Origin of the sequence: Stenotrophomonas acidaminiphila (genome assembly GCF_001431595.1) — a bacterium.
Taxonomy (GTDB): Bacteria; Pseudomonadota; Gammaproteobacteria; order Xanthomonadales; family Xanthomonadaceae; genus Stenotrophomonas; species Stenotrophomonas acidaminiphila.
In genome coordinates, this window is record NZ_LDJO01000024.1 from 78,976 (window position 1) to 95,169 (window position 16,194).

Here is a 16,194-nt window from a genome sequence, read left to right on the forward strand (position 1 = left end):
ATACCCAAACCTTGCCAGTACCGCTGGCGACGGCGCAGGCCTTGCCACGCAAGGGCCGGCGACGGCCTCGTGACACGGCTGCAACAAACCGGTGCGTATGCTCAAGGGCATGCGCGGCCCCGCCCCGGGGAAGATCGTCCATACTCGGGCAGCCGTTACTGAACGGGGTTCGCCCCCAGCCAGCAGGCGCCCCGCGCGCCGCCGCACGCCATCCGCAACACAGGAGTCAGCCATGAGCGATTCGTTCTCCACCCGCAGCCAACTCACCGTCGGCGACCAGACCTACACGTACTGCAGCCTGCCCCGGCTGGGCGAGCGCTTCGACATCTCGCACCTGCCCTACTCGATGAAGATCCTGCTGGAGAACCTGCTCCGCCACGAGGATGGGGGGCAGACGGTCGGCCCGGAGCACATCGAGGCCGTGGCCACCTGGGACCCGAAGGCCGAACCGGACACCGAGATCGCCTTCATGCCGGCACGGGTGGTGCTGCAGGATTTCACCGGCGTGCCCTGCGTGGTGGACCTGGCGGCGATGCGCGACGCGGTCACCCGGCTGGGTGGGCGCGCCGAGCAGATCAATCCGCTGATCCCCTCGGAACTGGTGATCGACCACTCGGTGCAGGTGGACGTGTTCGGCCGCGCCGACGCGCTGGACCTCAACGGCCGCATCGAGTTCGAGCGCAACCGCGAGCGCTACAGCTTCCTGCGCTGGGGCCAGAAGGCGTTCGAGAACTTCAAGGTGGTGCCACCCAATACCGGCATCGTGCACCAGGTGAACCTGGAGAACCTGGCCCGGGTGGTGATGGAGCGCGAGGTCGACGGCACCCGCTGGGCCTTCCCGGACACCGTGTTCGGCACCGACTCGCACACCACCATGATCAACGGCATCGGCGTGCTCGGCTGGGGCGTGGGCGGCATCGAGGCCGAGGCGGCCATGCTCGGCCAGCCCTCCTCGATGCTGATCCCGCAGGTGGTCGGCTTCAAGCTCAGCGGCCGCCTGCCCGAGGGCGCCACCGCCACCGATCTGGTGCTGACCGTCACCCAGATGCTGCGCAGGCTGGGCGTGGTCGGCAAGTTCGTCGAGTTCTACGGCGATGGCCTGCAGCACCTGCCGCTGGCGGACCGCGCCACCATCGCCAACATGGCCCCGGAGTACGGCGCCACCTGCGGCATCTTCCCGATTGATGTCGAGTCGCTGAACTACCTGCGCCTGTCCGGGCGCAGCGAGGCGCAGATCGCCCTGGTGGAAGCCTATGCCAGGGCTCAGGGCCTGTGGCACACGCCCGGGTCGCCGCACGCGCATTACAGCGCCACGCTGGAACTGGACATGTCCACGGTGCAGCCGTCGCTGGCCGGGCCCAAGCGCCCGCAGGACCGCGTGCTGCTGCAGGACGTGCGCGGCAACTTCGCCGACGCGCTGGGTGGGTTGACCGCCAACCGCGACCGGCGCAACGGCGAGGTGGCCGACTTCATCAACGAGGGCGGCGGCGCCGCGGTGGGCAACGAGCAGTTGGCCAAGGGCCATGCCGACGTCGAGATCGACGGCCGCAAGGTGCGGCTGAAGGACGGCGCGGTGGTGATCGCGGCCATCACCTCGTGCACCAACACTTCCAACCCGGCGGTGATGATCGGCGCCGGCCTGCTGGCGCGCAACGCCGCCGCACGCGGCCTGACCCGCCAGCCCTGGGTCAAGACCTCGCTGGGGCCGGGCTCGCGGGTGGTCACCGACTACCTGGAAAAGGCCGGCGTGCTGAAGGAGCTGGAAAAGCTCGGCTTCTACGTGGTCGGCTACGGCTGCACCACCTGCATCGGCAACTCCGGCCCGCTGCCCACCGAGGTCAGTGCCGGCATCGCCGCCGGCGACCTGGTGGTGGCCTCGGTGCTGTCGGGCAACCGCAACTTCGAAGGCCGCGTGCACCCGGAGGTCAAGGCCAACTACCTGGCCTCGCCGCCGCTGGTGGTGGCCTACGCCATCGCCGGCACGGTCAACATCGACCTGACCCGCGAACCGCTGGGCAAGGACCGCGACGGCAACGACGTCTACCTGCGCGACATCTGGCCGAGCAACAAGGAGATCGGCGACGTCATCGCCGCCACCGTCGGCCCGGAGATGTTCAAGCAGAACTATGCCGACGTGTTCAAGGGCGACAGCCGCTGGGCGCAGATCGAGTCGCCGGAAGGCCAGGCCTACCGCTGGAACGCCGAGTCGACCTACATCAAGAACCCGCCGTATTTCGACGGCATGACCATGGCCGTGGGCCGCATCGCCGACATCCACGGCGCGCGCGTGCTCGGCCTGTTCGGGGACTCGATCACCACCGACCACATCTCCCCGGCCGGCAACATCAAGAAGGATTCGCCCGCGGGCCGCTTCCTGCAGTCGCGCGGCGTGCAGCCGGCCGACTTCAACAGCTACGGCAGCCGCCGCGGCAACGATGACGTGATGGTACGAGGCACCTTCGCCAACATCCGCATCAAGAACCTGATGTTCGGTGGCGAGGAAGGCGGCAACACCCTGTACTTCGGCGCGCAGCCGCCGGAAAAGATGTCCATCTACGACGCTGCGATGAAGTACAAGGCCGCCAGCACGCCGCTGGTGGTGGTGGCCGGCAAGGAGTACGGCACCGGCTCCTCGCGCGACTGGGCGGCCAAGGGCACCAACCTGCTCGGGGTCAAAGCGGTGATCGCCGAGAGCTTCGAGCGCATCCACCGCTCCAACCTGGTCGGCATGGGCGTGCTGCCGCTGCAGTTCCTGCCGGGAGAGAACGCGCAGACGCTGGGGCTGGACGGCTCGGAGGTGTTCGACATCAGCGGGCTGGAAGACGGCCACTCCAGGCGCGCCACCGTCACCGCGACCCATGCCGACGGCCGCACGGCCACCTTCCAGGCGCATGTGCTGCTGCTGACACCGAAGGAAGTCGAGTACTTCCGCAATGGCGGCCTGCTGCAGTACGTACTCCGCCAGCTGGCAGCGAAGAAGGCAGCGTGATCGCCTGCTGAAACACGCAGGCCCCGCCCCGCGCAGCGCGCGGGGCGTTCGCCTGGACCGCGCGGCAGTGCCGCGCGCGGGGGGAGCGACAGCGGGCAGCAACGGCGACGGAACCGGCATCCATTGGACCACGCAGGAGACCCGGCCCATGCAGCGCGCGGGGTCCGGGTTTGTGCAGGGCAGTCCGCGTGGGTCATCATCGCCGTCTGTCATCGCCACGAAGGGAGTTCGATGGGTATCGATGCATCGCGTCGCCGCGTGCTGGGATGGGGGAGCGGCCTGCTCGCGGGGATGGCCTTGCCAGCGGCCGCTGCAACGGCCGCCACAGCGCCTCCCCTCGCCGCCGGCCCGGACAGCACGGCGCTTTACGCCAGCGCCCTGGTCCTGGATGCCAATGCGCTGGCGTCGATCGGTGCCCTGCTGCACGACGACGCCCAGGCCCTGCACCTGCGCCAGATCCGCGAGTCGGGCATCAGCGTGATCAAGACCACCCTCGGCGGTGCGGCCGGTTCATTCGAGGAAACCGTCGCCGACATCGCCCGCGCGCAGCAACTGGTCGAGTCGCAGCCGGCGATGTTCCTGAAGGTCACCGGCCATGGCGACCTGGCGCGTGCCAAGCGCGAAGGCAAGGTGGCGCTGATCTTCTCGTTCGAGGCCGCCACCATGCTCGAGGGCAAGGTCGAGCGCATCGACCTGTTCCGCGGACTCGGCGTGCGCGTCATGCAGTTGTCCTACAACCATGCATCGCCGTTCGGCGGCGGCTGCCTGGACGCTGCGCCAAGCGGGCTGAGCCCGCTCGGGCGCGAGGCGATCGCCCGCATGAACGCCTGCGGCGTGGCGCTGGACCTGAGCCACTCCAGCGCCCTGGCCACCCGCGAAGGCATCGACGCCAGCCGCGCGCCACCGCTGATCACCCATGCCGGCTGCAGCGCGGTGTTCGACCATCCGCGCAACAAGCGCGACGCCGAGCTGCGGGCGATGGCCGACAAGGGCGGCGTGGTTGGCATCTACATGCTGCCGTTCCTCACCGAGGACAGCCGCCAGCCGCTGCTGGCCGATTACATCGCGCACCTGGAGCATGCGCTGCGCGTATGCGGCGAAGACCACGTCGGGATCGGCAGCGACGCGCTGTTCTTCCCCGTGGATGAAGAGGACATCCGCGAAATGGACCGGCAGATGCGCGAGCGCAGGCTGGCCGGTACCGGCGCGCCGGGCGAGAACCGCACGCCCTACCTGCCCGACGCCAATACCCCGCGCAAGCTGCTGCAGGTGGCCGATGCCCTGCTCCGCCGCGGACATGCGCCGCGCGTGGTGGACAAGGTGCTGGGCGCGAACTTCGCCCGTGCCTTCGGCGACATCTGGAGCGACGGCTGACGCCGCCGCGGCGCGTTACTCGAACGCGCCGACGCTGTCGTGGCTGAGGTTGTCGAAGCGGGTGTACTCGCCGAAGAACTTCAGCTTGCACGAGCCGGTTGGGCCGCCGCGGTGCTTGCCGATGATGATCTCGGCCAGGCCCTTGTCCGGCGAGTTTTCCTTGTTGTAGTACTCGTCGCGGTAGATGAACACGATCATGTCCGCGTCCTGCTCGATGGCGCCGGATTCGCGCAGGTCGGCCATCACCGGGCGCTTGTCGGTACGCGTTTCCAGCGAGCGGTTGAGCTGGGACAGGGCGATCACCGGCACGTTCAGCTCCTTGGCCAGGCCCTTGAGCGAGCGGCTGATCTCGGAAATCTCGGTGGCGCGGTTCTCGCTGTTGCCCGGCACGCTCATCAGCTGCAGGTAGTCGATCACCACCAGCCCCAGGTCGTGCTCGCGCTTGAGCCGGCGGCACTTGGAGCGCAGCACTTCCGGCGACACGCCCGGGGTGTCGTCGATGAAGATCTTGGTCTCCTTGAGCATGCGGATGGCACTGGTGACGCGGCTCCAGTCCTCGTCCTCGAGCTGGCCGGTGCGCAGGCGCGTGGCATTGATGCGGCCGTTGGAGGAAATCAGGCGCATGGCCAGCTGCGAGGCCGACATTTCCATGGAGAACACCGCCACGCCCTTCTTCGACTTGATCGCCGCGTACTCGGCGATGTTCAGCGCGAAGGTGGTCTTGCCCATCGCCGGGCGCGCGGCCAGGATGATCAGGTCGGTCGGCTGCAGGCCGGCGGTCATCGCATCGAATTCGTTGTAACCGGTCGGCAGGCCGGTGATGTTGCCGCCGTTCTCGAAACGGTTGCGCAGTTCCTCGAACGCATCCTTCAGGGCACCGGGCATGGCGACGAAGTCGGTGCGCCCGCGCGCGCCCTGCTCGGCAATGGCGAACACCGATTTTTCCGCCGACGCCAGCAGTTCGGTGCTGTCGCGACCCTCGGGCTGGAAGCCGTCGTTGACGATGTCGGTACCTACCTGGATCAGCTGCCGCAGCACCGCCTTGTCGCGCACGATCTCGGCGTAGGCACCAATGTTGGCCGCCGACGGCGTGGTACTGGCCAGTTCGATCAGGTAGGCGCCGTCGCCGACCTGCTCCAGCTTGCCCTGCGATTCGAACCACTCGCCCAGCGTCACCGCGTCGAACGGGCGGTCGCGCTCGGACAGTTCACGGATGGCGCGGTAGATCAACTGGTGGTCGCGGCGGTAGAAGTCCTTTTCGGTCAATGCCTCGTTGACCCGGTCGAACGCCTCCGGCGCCAGCATCAGGCCACCGAGCACCGCCTGTTCGGCCTCGACCGAATGCGGGGGCACGCGCAGGGTGTCGATGCGCTGTTCGCCGCGCTCTGCGCGGTCGTTGCGGTCGGAACGGAAGCCAGGACGGGCAGACATGAAAACCTTTGTGCAGCGGGAAACGACCCGGCCATGGTAGGCCGATGCAGGCCGGCAATGTGGGGATAAGTCCGTGGACAAGCTGTCGGCAGCCCGTGGATGTGGCCGCCGGGCCCGCTTCTCAAGGGCCGCCGCGCCACCGGCACGGGAGCCCCGGCCGCTTGCCGCTACCGGGGCCGGCATTATCGCCTGTTCGCGTCCCGCCGGGGCGTTCAGCGTGGCGCGTGCGTCCCGACCCAGTCCAGGAAGCGGTCGACATAGGCCTGCAGGAAGCGGCGGGTACCGTCGTTGGTCACGCTGCCGTCGGCCTCGATCAGCCCGTCCTTGTACTGCAGGAAGGCTTCGGGCTGGGCCATTACCGACAGGTTCACGAACACCAGCACGTTGCGCAGGTGCTGCTGCGCCATCGCCGTACCGGCCGCGCCGGGCGAGGTGCCGATCACCGCCGCCGGCTTGCCGTCGAAAGCGCCGTCGTCGTAGGGACGCGAGGCGGTGTCGATGGCGTTCTTGAGCACGCCGGGAATGGAGCGGTTGTACTCGGCGGTGACGAACAGCACCGCGTCGGCCTGGCGGATCGCATTCTTCAGGCGCGTGCCCTGCGCCGGGAAGTCGCTGTCGTGGTCCTGGTTGTAGAGCGGGATGTCGTCGATGCGCAGGTAGTCGAACCGCGCGCGCTCGCCGGCCAGCTTTTCCAGGGCCAGCGCCAGGCGGCGGTTGTGGGACTCCTTGCGCAGGCTGCCGACAAGTACGGCGATGCGATACGGTTGCATGACGACCTCGCTCCGGAAAGGGAACGCCAGCCTAGCCGGCCGCGCCTTCGCGGCCGGTGAAGGCACCCAGGGCCGTCAGCCGGCGCGCACCTGCGCCCGCTGCGCCTGCCAGTGGGCCTGCCAGGCCTGGAACATCAGCACGTTCCACAGGTGGGTATGCCACTTGCGCTCGCCCTGGCCGAAGCGCTGCCACAGCGCCGAAACCGCGGCCTCTTCGAACACCCCGTCCTGGCGCAGCCGCCGCGGATCGAGCAGGTCGCCGGCCCAGTCGCGCAGGTCGCCGCGCAGCCACTGCGTCACCGGCGCGCCGAAGCCGCGCTTGCCGCGGAACACCATCGCGTCGGGCAGGTAGCGCCGCAGCACCTGCTTGGGCAGGTACTTGGTGATGCCGTCGCGCAGCTTCATGTCCAGCGGCAGCGACCAGGCGAACTCGGCCACCTGCCAGTCCAGCAGCGGCGCGCGCGCCTCCAGGCTGGCCGCCATGCTGGTGCGGTCGACCTTGCACAGCAGGTCGTCGGCCAGGTAGGTGGTGAAGTCGGCCAGCATCATCGCATCGGCCGCCCCGCCCCGCCCCTGCAGCGGATCGGGCAGGCTGTAGAACGTGGCCGGCTCGTGCGCCCCGCGCACCACCGCGGCGGGGTCGCGCCACCGCGAGATGCGGTTGCGGTAGACATCACCGATGCCGGTGGCGCCGGCCTCGGCCAGCAGCGCGGCTAGGCCGCCGGCACGCGATGCCTCGCCCTGCGCGTGGGCATGGCGCCCCAGCCAGCGCCGCAACGGCGCCGGCACGCGCTGCAGTGCGTGCCAGTTGCGCAGCGCGCGCTGGTAGCGGGTGTAGCCGAAGAACAGTTCGTCGCCGCCATCGCCGGACAGCGCCACGGTGACCCCGCGCCGCGCCAGCCGCGCGACCAGCGCGGTCGGCACCTGCGAGGCATCGGCGAACGGTTCGTCGAACATCGCCGGCAGCTCCGGGACCACCGCCAGCGCATCGGCGCCGCTGACGTACAGCTCGGTGTGGTCGCAGCCCAGATGGGTGGCCACCTCCCTGGCCAGCGGCGCCTCGTCGTGGTCGGAATCCTCGAAGCCGATGCTGAAGCTGTGCACCGGGGCCGCGCTCTGTGCCTGCATCAGCGACGCGACGAGGGCCGAATCGGTGCCGCCGGACAGGAACACCCCCACCGGCACGTCGGCCACCATGCGCAGCGCCACGGCCTGGCGCAGCTGCCCGTCCAGCGCATCGGCCGCCTCGGCCTCGCTGCCGGCGAACGGCGCGGCCAGGCAGGCAGCCATGCGCTCGCGTGCGTCCCAGTAGGCCACCTGCGCCTGCGCCGGCCGGTGCGCGGCGGCACCGGCCGCCACCGCCGCCGCGTCCAGGTGCAGCACCCGGCCCGGCATCAGCTTGAACGCACGCTCGTGGATGCAGTGCGGTGCCGGGATGTAATCCAGCCGCAGCAGCAGGGTCAGCGCGTCGCGGTCGATGCCGTTGTCGAAGGCCGGGTGCCGCCACAGCGCCTTCAGTTCGGAACCGAACACCAGCGCGTCGCCGGCCCAGCCGTAGTACAGCGGCTTCTTGCCGACCCGGTCGCGGGCCAGCGACAGGCGCTGCTCGCGGCGGTCCCACAGGGCGATGGCGAACATGCCGTTGCAACGTCGCAGCGTCGCCTCCAGCCCCCACTGCACGACCGCGGCCAGCAGCACCTCGGTATCGGAGTGGCCGCCGAAGCGGTGGCCGAGCGGCTCCAGCTCGGCGCGCAGCGCGGCGAAGTTGTAGATCTCGCCGTTGTAGGCCAGCCAGTAACGGCCGTCGCTGGACCGCATCGGCTGGTGGCCCAGCGGCGACAGGTCGAGGATGCTCAGCCGCCGGTGCGCCAGCGCCACCCCGGCGGCGGCATCGACCCAGACGCCGCGGTCATCGGGACCGCGATGGGCCAGCGCATCGCCCATCGCGCCGGCCAGGGCCGTCAACTCCGCTTCCTGCAACCGCGCCTGCGATTGCAGGATTCCCGCCAGTCCGCACATACCGATCGTTATCCACGCGCCAGCTCGGCTGCGGCGCTCACCACGTCATTGTCGCCCGGAAGCACCAGCAGTGCCGCGCCGGCCAGTGGCGTGTAGGTGTCGGCGCCGGTGACCCGGCGCAGCGGCACGGCACCGAAGCCGGCCTCGGCCAGCGCGGTGATCACGCCCTCGCCCACACCCGCGCTGTGCCGGCCCTCGTCCAGCACGATGATCCGCCTGGCACCGCGGGCCTGCTCGGCGACATAGGCGGCGTTGAGCGGCACCAACCAGCGCAGGTCCACCACCCGCACCTTCCAGCCCTGCGCCGCCTCGATGGCCCTGGCCGCGCGCAGGGCCATCGGCACGCCGTTGCCGTAGGTGAACACCACCAGGTCGTCGTTGCCCTCGCCGTAGACACGGCCCTGGCCAAGCTCCAGCGCCTGCTCCGGCGCCGGGTACGGGAACAGCCACTGGCCGTCGCCGGCCTCGTACAGGTCCTTGGTCATGTACAGCGCGATCGGCTCGAGGAACACGCACACGCGTCCGTCGACCCTTGACAGCGCCGCCAGCGTGCGCAGCATCATCGCCGCGTCGTCGCCGCGCGACGGGCAACCGACCACCAGCCCCGGGATGTCGCGGATGGCGGTGATCGAGTTGTCGTTGTGGAAATGGCCGCCGAAGCCCCGCTGGTAGCCCAGCCCGGCGATGCGGATCAGCATCGGGTTGCGGTACTGGTCGTTGGAGAAGAACTGCAGCGAGCAGGCTTCGCCGCGCACCTGGTCGATGGCGTTGTGCAGGTAGGCCAGGTACTGGATCTCCGGCACCGGCAGCATGCCCATGTTGGCGAACCCCTGGGCCATGCCCAGGATCATGGTCTCGTCGAGCAGGGTATTGAACACGCGGCGCGGGCCGAACGCCTTGTGCAGGCCCTTGGTCACCGTGTACACGCCGCCCTTCTGCGCAACGTCCTCGCCGAACAGCAGGGTGTCCGGGTACTTGCAGAACAGGTCGTGCAGGCCCTGGTTGATCTGGATGGCAAGGTGGCGCGGCGGCAGGTTCTCGGGCAACGACGCCTCGCTGCCGAACACCTGCAGGCGGCGCTGCGCGTAGTCGGCGCGGGTGGCTTCGGCGCGCACCCGCTCCGGGGTATACGGCGCCAGCGGTGCCATCACGTCCTTGAGCGAGGTCAGCCGCGGGCGCGTGTCGGCGTCCTCGGCGGCGGCGAAGCAGCGCGCGCGGGTGCGCTCGTACAGCGCCAGCACCTCGTCGGCGCTCATCGCCCCGGACTCGACCGCGATCTGCGCCGAGCGCAGCAGCGGATCGCCCGCCTCCACCGCGCACAGTTCCTCCAGCGCGCGCCATTCGATCTCGAAGTCGGTACCGGCGTGGCCCATGATGCGGGTGGTGCGCAGGTGCAGGAAGGTCGGCCGCCGCGTGCGCCGGCAATGCTCGACCGCACGCTGCACGTCGGCGTAGCCGGCGGCCAGGTCCAGGCCGTCGGCGAAGAAATAATCCAGGTCCGGGCGGTTGCGGAAGCTCTCGGCGATCCAGCCACCGGGGGTCTTCACCGAAATGCCGATGCCATTGTCCTCGCACACGTACAGCACCGGTGCCGGCAGCTTCTGGTAGGCCGTCCACGAGGCCGCGTTGAACGCGGTCTGCGCGGTGGCGTGGTTGGCCGAAGCGTCGCCGAAGGAACAGATGGCGATGCTGTCGCCCGGCACCGGCAACTCCACCCCGAGGCGCTTGCCGGCCTCGATCGCCAGGGCCGTGCCCAGCGCCTTGGGCAGGTGCGATGCGATGGTCGAGGTCTGCGGCAACACCCACAACGGCTTGCTGCCCCACACCTTGTGGCGGCCGCCGCTGGCCGGGTCCTCGGCGCTGGCTGCGAAGCTCAGCGCCGAGTCCATGATCGGGTCCATGCCCGGCAACTTGCGGAAGCGCTCGGCCATGAATCCGCCGGAGCGATAGTGCAGGAACGCCGGATCGGTATGCCGGGTGGCGCGCGCCACCATGGCATTGCCCTCATGCCCGGACGAGCCGATGGTGTAGAAGACCTTGTTCTGCACGCGCAGCACGCGCGCCATCAGGTCGAGGTGGCGGCTCACCAGCTGCGATTCGAACAGTTCGCGGAACCCACGCACGTCCAGCGCGCTGCCCGGGAGCACCGGGGCCCCCTCCTGCGGCGCGCCGGCCGGCCCCTGCCCCAGCCCCTTCACGAATTCGATGAAATTGGTATCGCAGATCTCGGCACGGTTCAGGCCCTTCATGCGGGCCGGGATGGGGTTGGGTACACGGGCGAACATCAGGCAGGACTCCACGGTGCAGACAGGTTGGGAAAGGAAGGATCAGGGTGACGCGGCGAAGTTGCGCAGCACCTCCGGGGATGGATCGGGCATGGCCACGAAGCCGGGCCGGGCGCGCAGCGCCTGCAGCCAGCGGCCGATGGCCGGATAGGAAGACAGTTCGATGCCGCCGTCGGCGGCGACCGCGGTATAGGCGAACAGGGCGATGTCGGCGATGCCGTACTCCGGCCCGGTGAACCAGGCATCGTCGGCCAGGTGCCGCTCCATCACCGCCAGCGCCGCATGGCCGCGCTCGCGCAGCCGTGGCAGTTCCTGCCGCCGCGGCGAATCCGGCGGCGTCCAGCCCCGGATGAAACGCGCCACCGCGATATACGGCTCATGGCTGTACTGCTCGAAGAACATCCACGACAGCGCCTGCGCACGCTGCCAGCCATCAGCCGGCAGGAACGGCGTGCCCTCGGCCAGCCAGAACAGGATCGCATTGGATTCGGTGAGCACGCGCCCGTCGCCGCGTTCGATCAGCGGCACCTTGCCGTTCGGATTGAGCGCCAGGAAGGCCTCGGTGCGGGTCTGGCCGGCGGCACTGTCCACCTCGACCCAGCGGTAGCGCGTGCCCAGCTGCGCCAGCAGCAAACGGACCTTGTGGCAGTTGCCCGAAGTGGACATGCCATACACCGTCAACGCAGCACCTGGATTGCTCAACGACACGATTCCCCACACTGCCGACTGGCAGGCGATCCTGCCATATGACCGGAATCGGGGCCCTTTGGTAAAGCTGCGACCGCAGCAAAATCCACCACCGCGCCCGGAGCGCACCGGCGCGGTGTGGGTACCGATCGCAGGGCCGCGTATCCGGCGCCGGCCCCGGCACGCGCGATGCCCGCACCGGGCAGGATGGATACAACCGCAACGATGCCTCAGCGACGGGCCAGCCACGCCTGGCGCGACTGGCCCCACACCTCGACATCGACCTCGTGCGGTGGCGGCAGGCGCGTGGCATGCAGCACCTGCGACCCCAGCTTGCGCGCAACCGCCTGCGAATTGTGGTTGTCCGGGGCGATGGTGTGGATCACCTGCTCCCAGCCCAGCGTGTCGAAGGCCCAGTCGATGGCCGCGCGCGCGGCCTCCGGCGCGTAGCCGTGCCCCCACCGGTCCGCCACGATGCTCCAGCCCACCTCCGGCCCCGGCCAGCCATGCGGCTGCCAGGGGCCGACCCGGCCCACCCAGCGCCCGCTGTCCTTCTCGATTACCGAGAACATTGAATAGCCGAGCAGGTGCCAGCTGCCGGTGAGGGTTGCCAGGCTGCGCCACGCCACCGACGGCGCCTGCACGCCCCCCAGGTGCTGCATCGGCAGCGGGTCGGCGCAGAACGCGGCGAACGCAGCGAAATCCTCCGCGCAGGGTGGCCGCAGCAGCAGCCGCGCGGTCTCCAGGCGCAGGTCGAAAATGCTCATCGCGGGCTCTCCATGTGTCCGACAGGCCACGCTACCACCGCGCGGCGTTCAGGCGCTCATGCGCCCGCTGACCGCCCCGTAGGCCAGGCGCACGGTCTCGAAGCCGTACCTGCGCTCCAGCCGGCGGACAATGAAATGGCCCCGCGCCATGTCCTGGTAGTAGCCGGTGAACAGGGTGTTCAAGGTGGCGCCGGCCACCGCGCCGAGCACCGGTACCGCCTGCGCGGCGAACTTCTCCGATACCACCACGCCGAAGCGGGCGGCGACCTTTTCCACGATCCGTGCCAGCCATTTGCCGGCTTCCTTCGGCCCCAGCCCCAGCAGCAGGCCGTGGCTGCCGCCGAGGGTGGTGCCGGCCAGCTCGGCCGACAGGTGCCGCATCAGTTCGGTGGTGAAGCCGCGCGCCAGGTAATAGCCGGTTTCGCTGGCGTCGTCGCCGCCCGAATTGCCGCCCAGCGCGAACACCTCCAGGCAGGCCTGGCGGGTAGCGAAGTCATCCAGGTCGAAGCCTTCGCTGCGGGCGATGTCGGCCACCGCGCGCATGATGATCGTGGTCGACAGCGGCAGCTCGATCGCCAGTGCCGGCAGCCCGCCGGCACCGCCCAGCGCACCGGAAGCGGCCGCCGCCAGCTTGTGCAGGCGCGGCGACGCCGGCTTGCCCGGCCGGGTGCGGTCCATGCTCCAGAAAGCGGCCTGCGCGGCCTTGTGCAGGGCGGCCTCGGCAACCCCCTGGATGCGCCTGGAAACGCCCGCGGGCAGCCGGCGCACGGCGAACTCCAGCGGCGAGCCGACCAGGTTGGCCATGCGCGCACTGAGCGTCGGCGCCTCCAGCAGCGCCACCGCGCGCCGCAGGTCGGCCATGTCCTGCGGGCTGTCGGCCAGGGTCGGCGCCACTTCGCCCATCGCTCAGGCCGGCTCCGACACGCCCGGCAGGCCGGCCAGCGCGCCCATGTGCTGGCGGTAATGGCGCAGTTCGGCGATCGAATCGTGCACATCGCTCAGCGCGGTGTGGCTGGAGGTCTTGCCGACGCCGGCGGCGATGGCCGGTGCCCAGCGCCTGGCCAGTTCCTTGACCGTGGACACGTCCAGGTTGCGGTAGTGGAAATAGCGTTCCAGGCGCGGCATCTGCCGGTGCAGGAAGCGGCGGTCCTGGCAGATGGAGTTGCCGCACATCGGCGACGCGCCGGCCTTGATCCAGTCCTGCAGGAAGGCGATGGTCCGCGCCTCGGCCTGGCCAAGGCTGATCTCGCTGTCGAGCACGCGCTGCCACAGGCCGGAACGGCGGTGCTGGTTGCGGTTCCACTCGTCCATCGCCTCCAGCGTCGCCAGCGGGTGGGCGATGGCGAACTCGGGGCCTTCGGCCAGCACGTTGAGCTGGGCATCGGTGACCACGGTGGCGATCTCGATGATCGAATCGTTGTCCGTGTCCAGCCCGGTCATTTCCAGATCGATCCAGATCAACCGGTCGTTGCCTGTGCTGTTGTCCGTCATGTGGCGCCTCGTGCAGGGGGCCGGCGGCGACGCTGCCGGCCGTGGTATCGGGCGCACATGATACGCCGCGGGTTCACCACGCCGCGTGCGCGGCGGCCACGCCTCAGCCGCCGTCGGCCGGCAGCAGCGGGCGGCCGCGCTTGGCGCGGAAATAGTTGGTCAGGCGCAGGCCGGCCTCGCGCGCCAGCACGCCACCGGCCACCGCGACGCGGTGGTTGTGGCGCGGGTCGCCCAGCAGGTCGAACACGCTGCCGCAGGCACCGGTCTTCGGATCGGTGGCGGCATACACCACCCGCGCCACCCGCGCGTGCACCAGCGCCATCGCGCACATCGCGCAAGGCTCCAGCGTCACGTACAGCGTGCAGCCGACCAGGCGGTGGTTGCCGAGCCGCGCGCCGGCCTCGCGCATCGCCACGATCTCGGCATGCGCGCTGGGGTCGTGGCGGGCGATGTTGAGGTTCCAGCCCTCGCCCAGCAACTGCCCGTCGGCACCGACCAGCACCGCCCCCACCGGAATCTCGTCGAACTCGCGCTGCGCGCGCTCGGCCAGCGCCAGCGCATGGCGCATCCAGCGCTCGTCGGCCTGCGCATCGCTCACGACGACGGGGTCGCTCATGCCGCCTGTTCCGGCATGGCCGTCGCACCGGCATGGCGCAGGTGCACCAGCGGATACGGCCGCCCCTGGCCATCAAGCGCCGAGCGCCCGGTCTCGACGAAGCCGAGCCGCGTGTAGAACGCCATGGCCGACGGATTCTGCGCATTGACGTCTGTGCCCAGGCCGGGGTGCTCGCGCAGCGCCTGCTGCACAAGCCGGCGTCCCAGCCCGCGGCCGTGATGCAGCGGATCGACGAACAACGCCTCCATGTGGCCGTCCACGACCCACATGAAGGCCAGCGGCACGTCGGCGGCATCCACCGCCAGCAGCAGCGGGGCCTGCGGCAGCAGGGCGCTGACCTCGGCGTCGAGGGCCTGGCGGTCGGCGTCGGCCAGGAAGTGGTGCGTGGCATCGACGGCGCGGCGCCAGATGTCGATGACCCGGGCGCCGTCTTGCGGGCGCGATGGACGCAGTGTCGGCATGGTTCGGAAATCCGCAAGAGTCCCGCAACGGGTACCGGACATTGCGTGCCCGGACCGCGGGAATGGCGGGCAGAGTGGGATTCGAACCCACGGAAGGTTTGACCCTTCGCCGGTTTTCAAGACCGGTGCCTTAAACCGCTCGGCCATCTGCCCTTGTCTATGGCGCCGATGCCTGCGCACCGGCCAGCGGCGCGCATTCTCGCACGCTGCCATTGCTTTTGCTCAACCGGCCTCGATCGCCAGCGCGCCCATGGTCGAGGCGCGGATCTTCTCCTTGGCGCGCTCGCAGGCGCCGCCACAGTCCAGGCGCGAGGCTTCCAGCTGTGGCGGCAGGTGCTCGGCAAGGAAGTCGATGAACACCCGCACCGCGGGCAACAGCCCGCGCCGCGAGGCGAACACCGCATGGCAGATGCCCTGCGGCAGCGACCAGTCCGGCAGCACTACTTCCAGTTCGCCGCTGCGCACCGCTTCGGCGCAGACCGTTTCCGGCAGCATGGTGATGCCGAAGCCGTCCTTGACCATGCTCTGCAGCAGCGGGAAATCGAAACCGGCCACGCGCGGCTGCAGGTCCACGCGGCTGACCACGCCGCCCGGGCCGTGCAGTTCCCAGCGCTGCCGCGCCTCGTCCTCGCTGATGCTCAGGGTGACGTGCTGGGCAAGGTCCTCGGGCGTCTTCGGGCGGCCGGCGCGGTCCAGGTACTTCGGGCTGGCCACCAGCAGTTCCTGCACCTGGCCGAAGCTGCGCATCACCAGGCTGCCATCGTCGTCCAGCCGCGAGCGTACCCGCAGCGCCACGTCGTAGCCCTCATTGATGATGTCCACCCGGCGGTTGCTGATGTTCAGCTGCAACCGCACTTTCGGATACTGCTCCAGGAACTTCGGCAGCAGCTTGGGCAGCTGCATCTGCGCCAGCGACACCGGCACGCTTGCGCGCACCAGCCCGCGCGGCTCGGCACTGAGCCGGTCCACCACCTCGCGCGCGGCCTGCGCCTCGGCCAGCATGGTCTGGGCATGGCGGTGCACGCTCATGCCCACGTCGGTCACCGCGAAGCGGCGCGTCGAGCGCTGCAGCAGACGCACCCCCAGATCGGTTTCCAGCTGGCTGATGCGCCGGCTCAGGCGCGACTTGGGAATGCCCAGCGCACGCTCGGCGGCGGCGAAACCGCCATGATCCACCACCATCGCGAAGTAGTAGAGGTCGTTGAGGTCCTGCATGGATTGATCCCACAACTGGAACGAATGGTGAAATTCAACCACCTTTGTCCTGATTTTACAAATCAGACCTCAAACGGTCCTGTATTAAC

At 69.6% G+C, this 16,194-nt stretch carries 13 protein-coding genes and 1 tRNA gene; 2 read left to right on the forward strand and 12 right to left on the reverse strand.

What is annotated here, in order from left to right; translation table 11 throughout:
• Positions 1-232 precede the first annotated feature (232 nt).
• Together acnA and ABB33_RS07700 are read left to right on the forward strand one after the other, a co-directional pair.
• Complete coding sequence (acnA, locus tag ABB33_RS07695) at positions 233-2,989, forward strand: aconitate hydratase AcnA (protein ID WP_056931743.1); 2,757 nt, start codon at positions 233-235, stop codon at positions 2,987-2,989.
• 231 nt (positions 2,990-3,220) lie between these two features.
• Complete coding sequence (locus tag ABB33_RS07700) at positions 3,221-4,363, forward strand: dipeptidase (protein ID WP_225546623.1); 1,143 nt, start codon at positions 3,221-3,223, stop codon at positions 4,361-4,363.
• Positions 4,364-4,378: 15 nt separating this feature from the next.
• Here the strand turns inward: ABB33_RS07700 and ABB33_RS07705 are convergent, their stop codons facing one another.
• The 12 genes from ABB33_RS07705 to ABB33_RS07760 form a co-directional block, all read right to left on the reverse strand.
• Positions 4,379-5,794, reverse strand: a complete 1,416-nt coding sequence (locus tag ABB33_RS07705; protein WP_054666361.1) for a replicative DNA helicase — start codon at positions 5,792-5,794, stop codon at positions 4,379-4,381.
• Positions 5,795-6,006: 212 nt separating this feature from the next.
• Positions 6,007-6,564: an NADPH-dependent FMN reductase gene (locus ABB33_RS07710; protein ID WP_056931745.1), complete on the reverse strand. Its 558-nt coding sequence runs from the start codon at positions 6,562-6,564 to the stop codon at positions 6,007-6,009.
• A 75-nt stretch (positions 6,565-6,639) separates the two neighbouring features.
• Positions 6,640-8,583: an asparagine synthase (glutamine-hydrolyzing) gene (gene asnB / locus ABB33_RS07715; protein WP_056931746.1), complete on the reverse strand. Its 1,944-nt coding sequence runs from the start codon at positions 8,581-8,583 to the stop codon at positions 6,640-6,642.
• Between the two features lie 8 nt (positions 8,584-8,591).
• Positions 8,592-10,868: a thiamine pyrophosphate-dependent enzyme gene (locus ABB33_RS07720; RefSeq protein ID WP_056931747.1), complete on the reverse strand. Its 2,277-nt coding sequence runs from the start codon at positions 10,866-10,868 to the stop codon at positions 8,592-8,594.
• A gap of 42 nt (positions 10,869-10,910) precedes the next feature.
• Positions 10,911-11,570 (reverse strand): glutathione S-transferase family protein, encoded by a 660-nt coding sequence (locus ABB33_RS07725; protein WP_056931748.1) that lies wholly within the window; start codon positions 11,568-11,570, stop codon positions 10,911-10,913.
• A 215-nt stretch (positions 11,571-11,785) separates the two neighbouring features.
• Entirely contained in the window at positions 11,786-12,322 is a 537-nt protein-coding gene (locus ABB33_RS07730) for a GNAT family N-acetyltransferase (RefSeq protein WP_056931749.1), read from the reverse strand.
• A gap of 48 nt (positions 12,323-12,370) precedes the next feature.
• Positions 12,371-13,225, reverse strand: coding sequence for an EcsC family protein (locus tag ABB33_RS07735; protein ID WP_056931750.1), 855 nt, complete (start codon positions 13,223-13,225; stop codon positions 12,371-12,373).
• A gap of 3 nt (positions 13,226-13,228) precedes the next feature.
• Complete coding sequence (gene orn / locus ABB33_RS07740; protein WP_056931751.1) at positions 13,229-13,813, reverse strand: oligoribonuclease; 585 nt, start codon at positions 13,811-13,813, stop codon at positions 13,229-13,231.
• Between the two features lie 103 nt (positions 13,814-13,916).
• Entirely contained in the window at positions 13,917-14,429 is a 513-nt protein-coding gene (gene tadA / locus ABB33_RS07745) for a tRNA adenosine(34) deaminase TadA (protein WP_056931752.1), read from the reverse strand.
• A complete protein-coding gene (locus tag ABB33_RS07750) occupies positions 14,426-14,890 on the reverse strand; it encodes an acetyltransferase (protein WP_054666383.1) in 465 nt (154 codons plus the stop codon). The genes tadA and ABB33_RS07750 overlap by 4 nt, the downstream gene beginning before the upstream one ends.
• 63 nt (positions 14,891-14,953) lie before the next feature.
• Positions 14,954-15,043, reverse strand: a tRNA-Ser gene (locus ABB33_RS07755).
• 69 nt (positions 15,044-15,112) lie between these two features.
• On the reverse strand, positions 15,113-16,105 hold the full coding sequence (locus ABB33_RS07760) for a LysR family transcriptional regulator (RefSeq protein WP_054666384.1): 993 nt from the start codon (positions 16,103-16,105) through the stop codon (positions 15,113-15,115).
• Between the last annotated feature and the right edge of the window lie 89 nt (positions 16,106-16,194).

What these genes read in the sequence shown, in the direction of transcription:
- acnA (WP_056931743.1), top strand. Translation starts at nt 233, where the DNA reads ATGAGCGATTCGTTCTCCACCCGCAGCCAACTCACCGTCGGCGACCAG.
- ABB33_RS07700 (WP_225546623.1), top strand. Translation starts at nt 3,221, where the DNA reads ATGGGTATCGATGCATCGCGTCGCCGCGTGCTGGGATGGGGGAGCGGC.
- ABB33_RS07705 (WP_054666361.1), bottom strand. Translation starts at nt 5,794, where the DNA reads ATGTCTGCCCGTCCTGGCTTCCGTTCCGACCGCAACGACCGCGCAGAG.
- ABB33_RS07710 (WP_056931745.1), bottom strand. Translation starts at nt 6,564, where the DNA reads ATGCAACCGTATCGCATCGCCGTACTTGTCGGCAGCCTGCGCAAGGAG.
- asnB (WP_056931746.1), bottom strand. Translation starts at nt 8,583, where the DNA reads ATGTGCGGACTGGCGGGAATCCTGCAATCGCAGGCGCGGTTGCAGGAA.
- ABB33_RS07720 (WP_056931747.1), bottom strand. Translation starts at nt 10,868, where the DNA reads ATGTTCGCCCGTGTACCCAACCCCATCCCGGCCCGCATGAAGGGCCTG.
- ABB33_RS07730 (WP_056931749.1), bottom strand. Translation starts at nt 12,322, where the DNA reads ATGAGCATTTTCGACCTGCGCCTGGAGACCGCGCGGCTGCTGCTGCGG.
- ABB33_RS07735 (WP_056931750.1), bottom strand. Translation starts at nt 13,225, where the DNA reads ATGGGCGAAGTGGCGCCGACCCTGGCCGACAGCCCGCAGGACATGGCC.
- orn (WP_056931751.1), bottom strand. Translation starts at nt 13,813, where the DNA reads ATGACGGACAACAGCACAGGCAACGACCGGTTGATCTGGATCGATCTG.
- tadA (WP_056931752.1), bottom strand. Translation starts at nt 14,429, where the DNA reads ATGAGCGACCCCGTCGTCGTGAGCGATGCGCAGGCCGACGAGCGCTGG.
- ABB33_RS07750 (WP_054666383.1), bottom strand. Translation starts at nt 14,890, where the DNA reads ATGCCGACACTGCGTCCATCGCGCCCGCAAGACGGCGCCCGGGTCATC.
- ABB33_RS07760 (WP_054666384.1), bottom strand. Translation starts at nt 16,105, where the DNA reads ATGCAGGACCTCAACGACCTCTACTACTTCGCGATGGTGGTGGATCAT.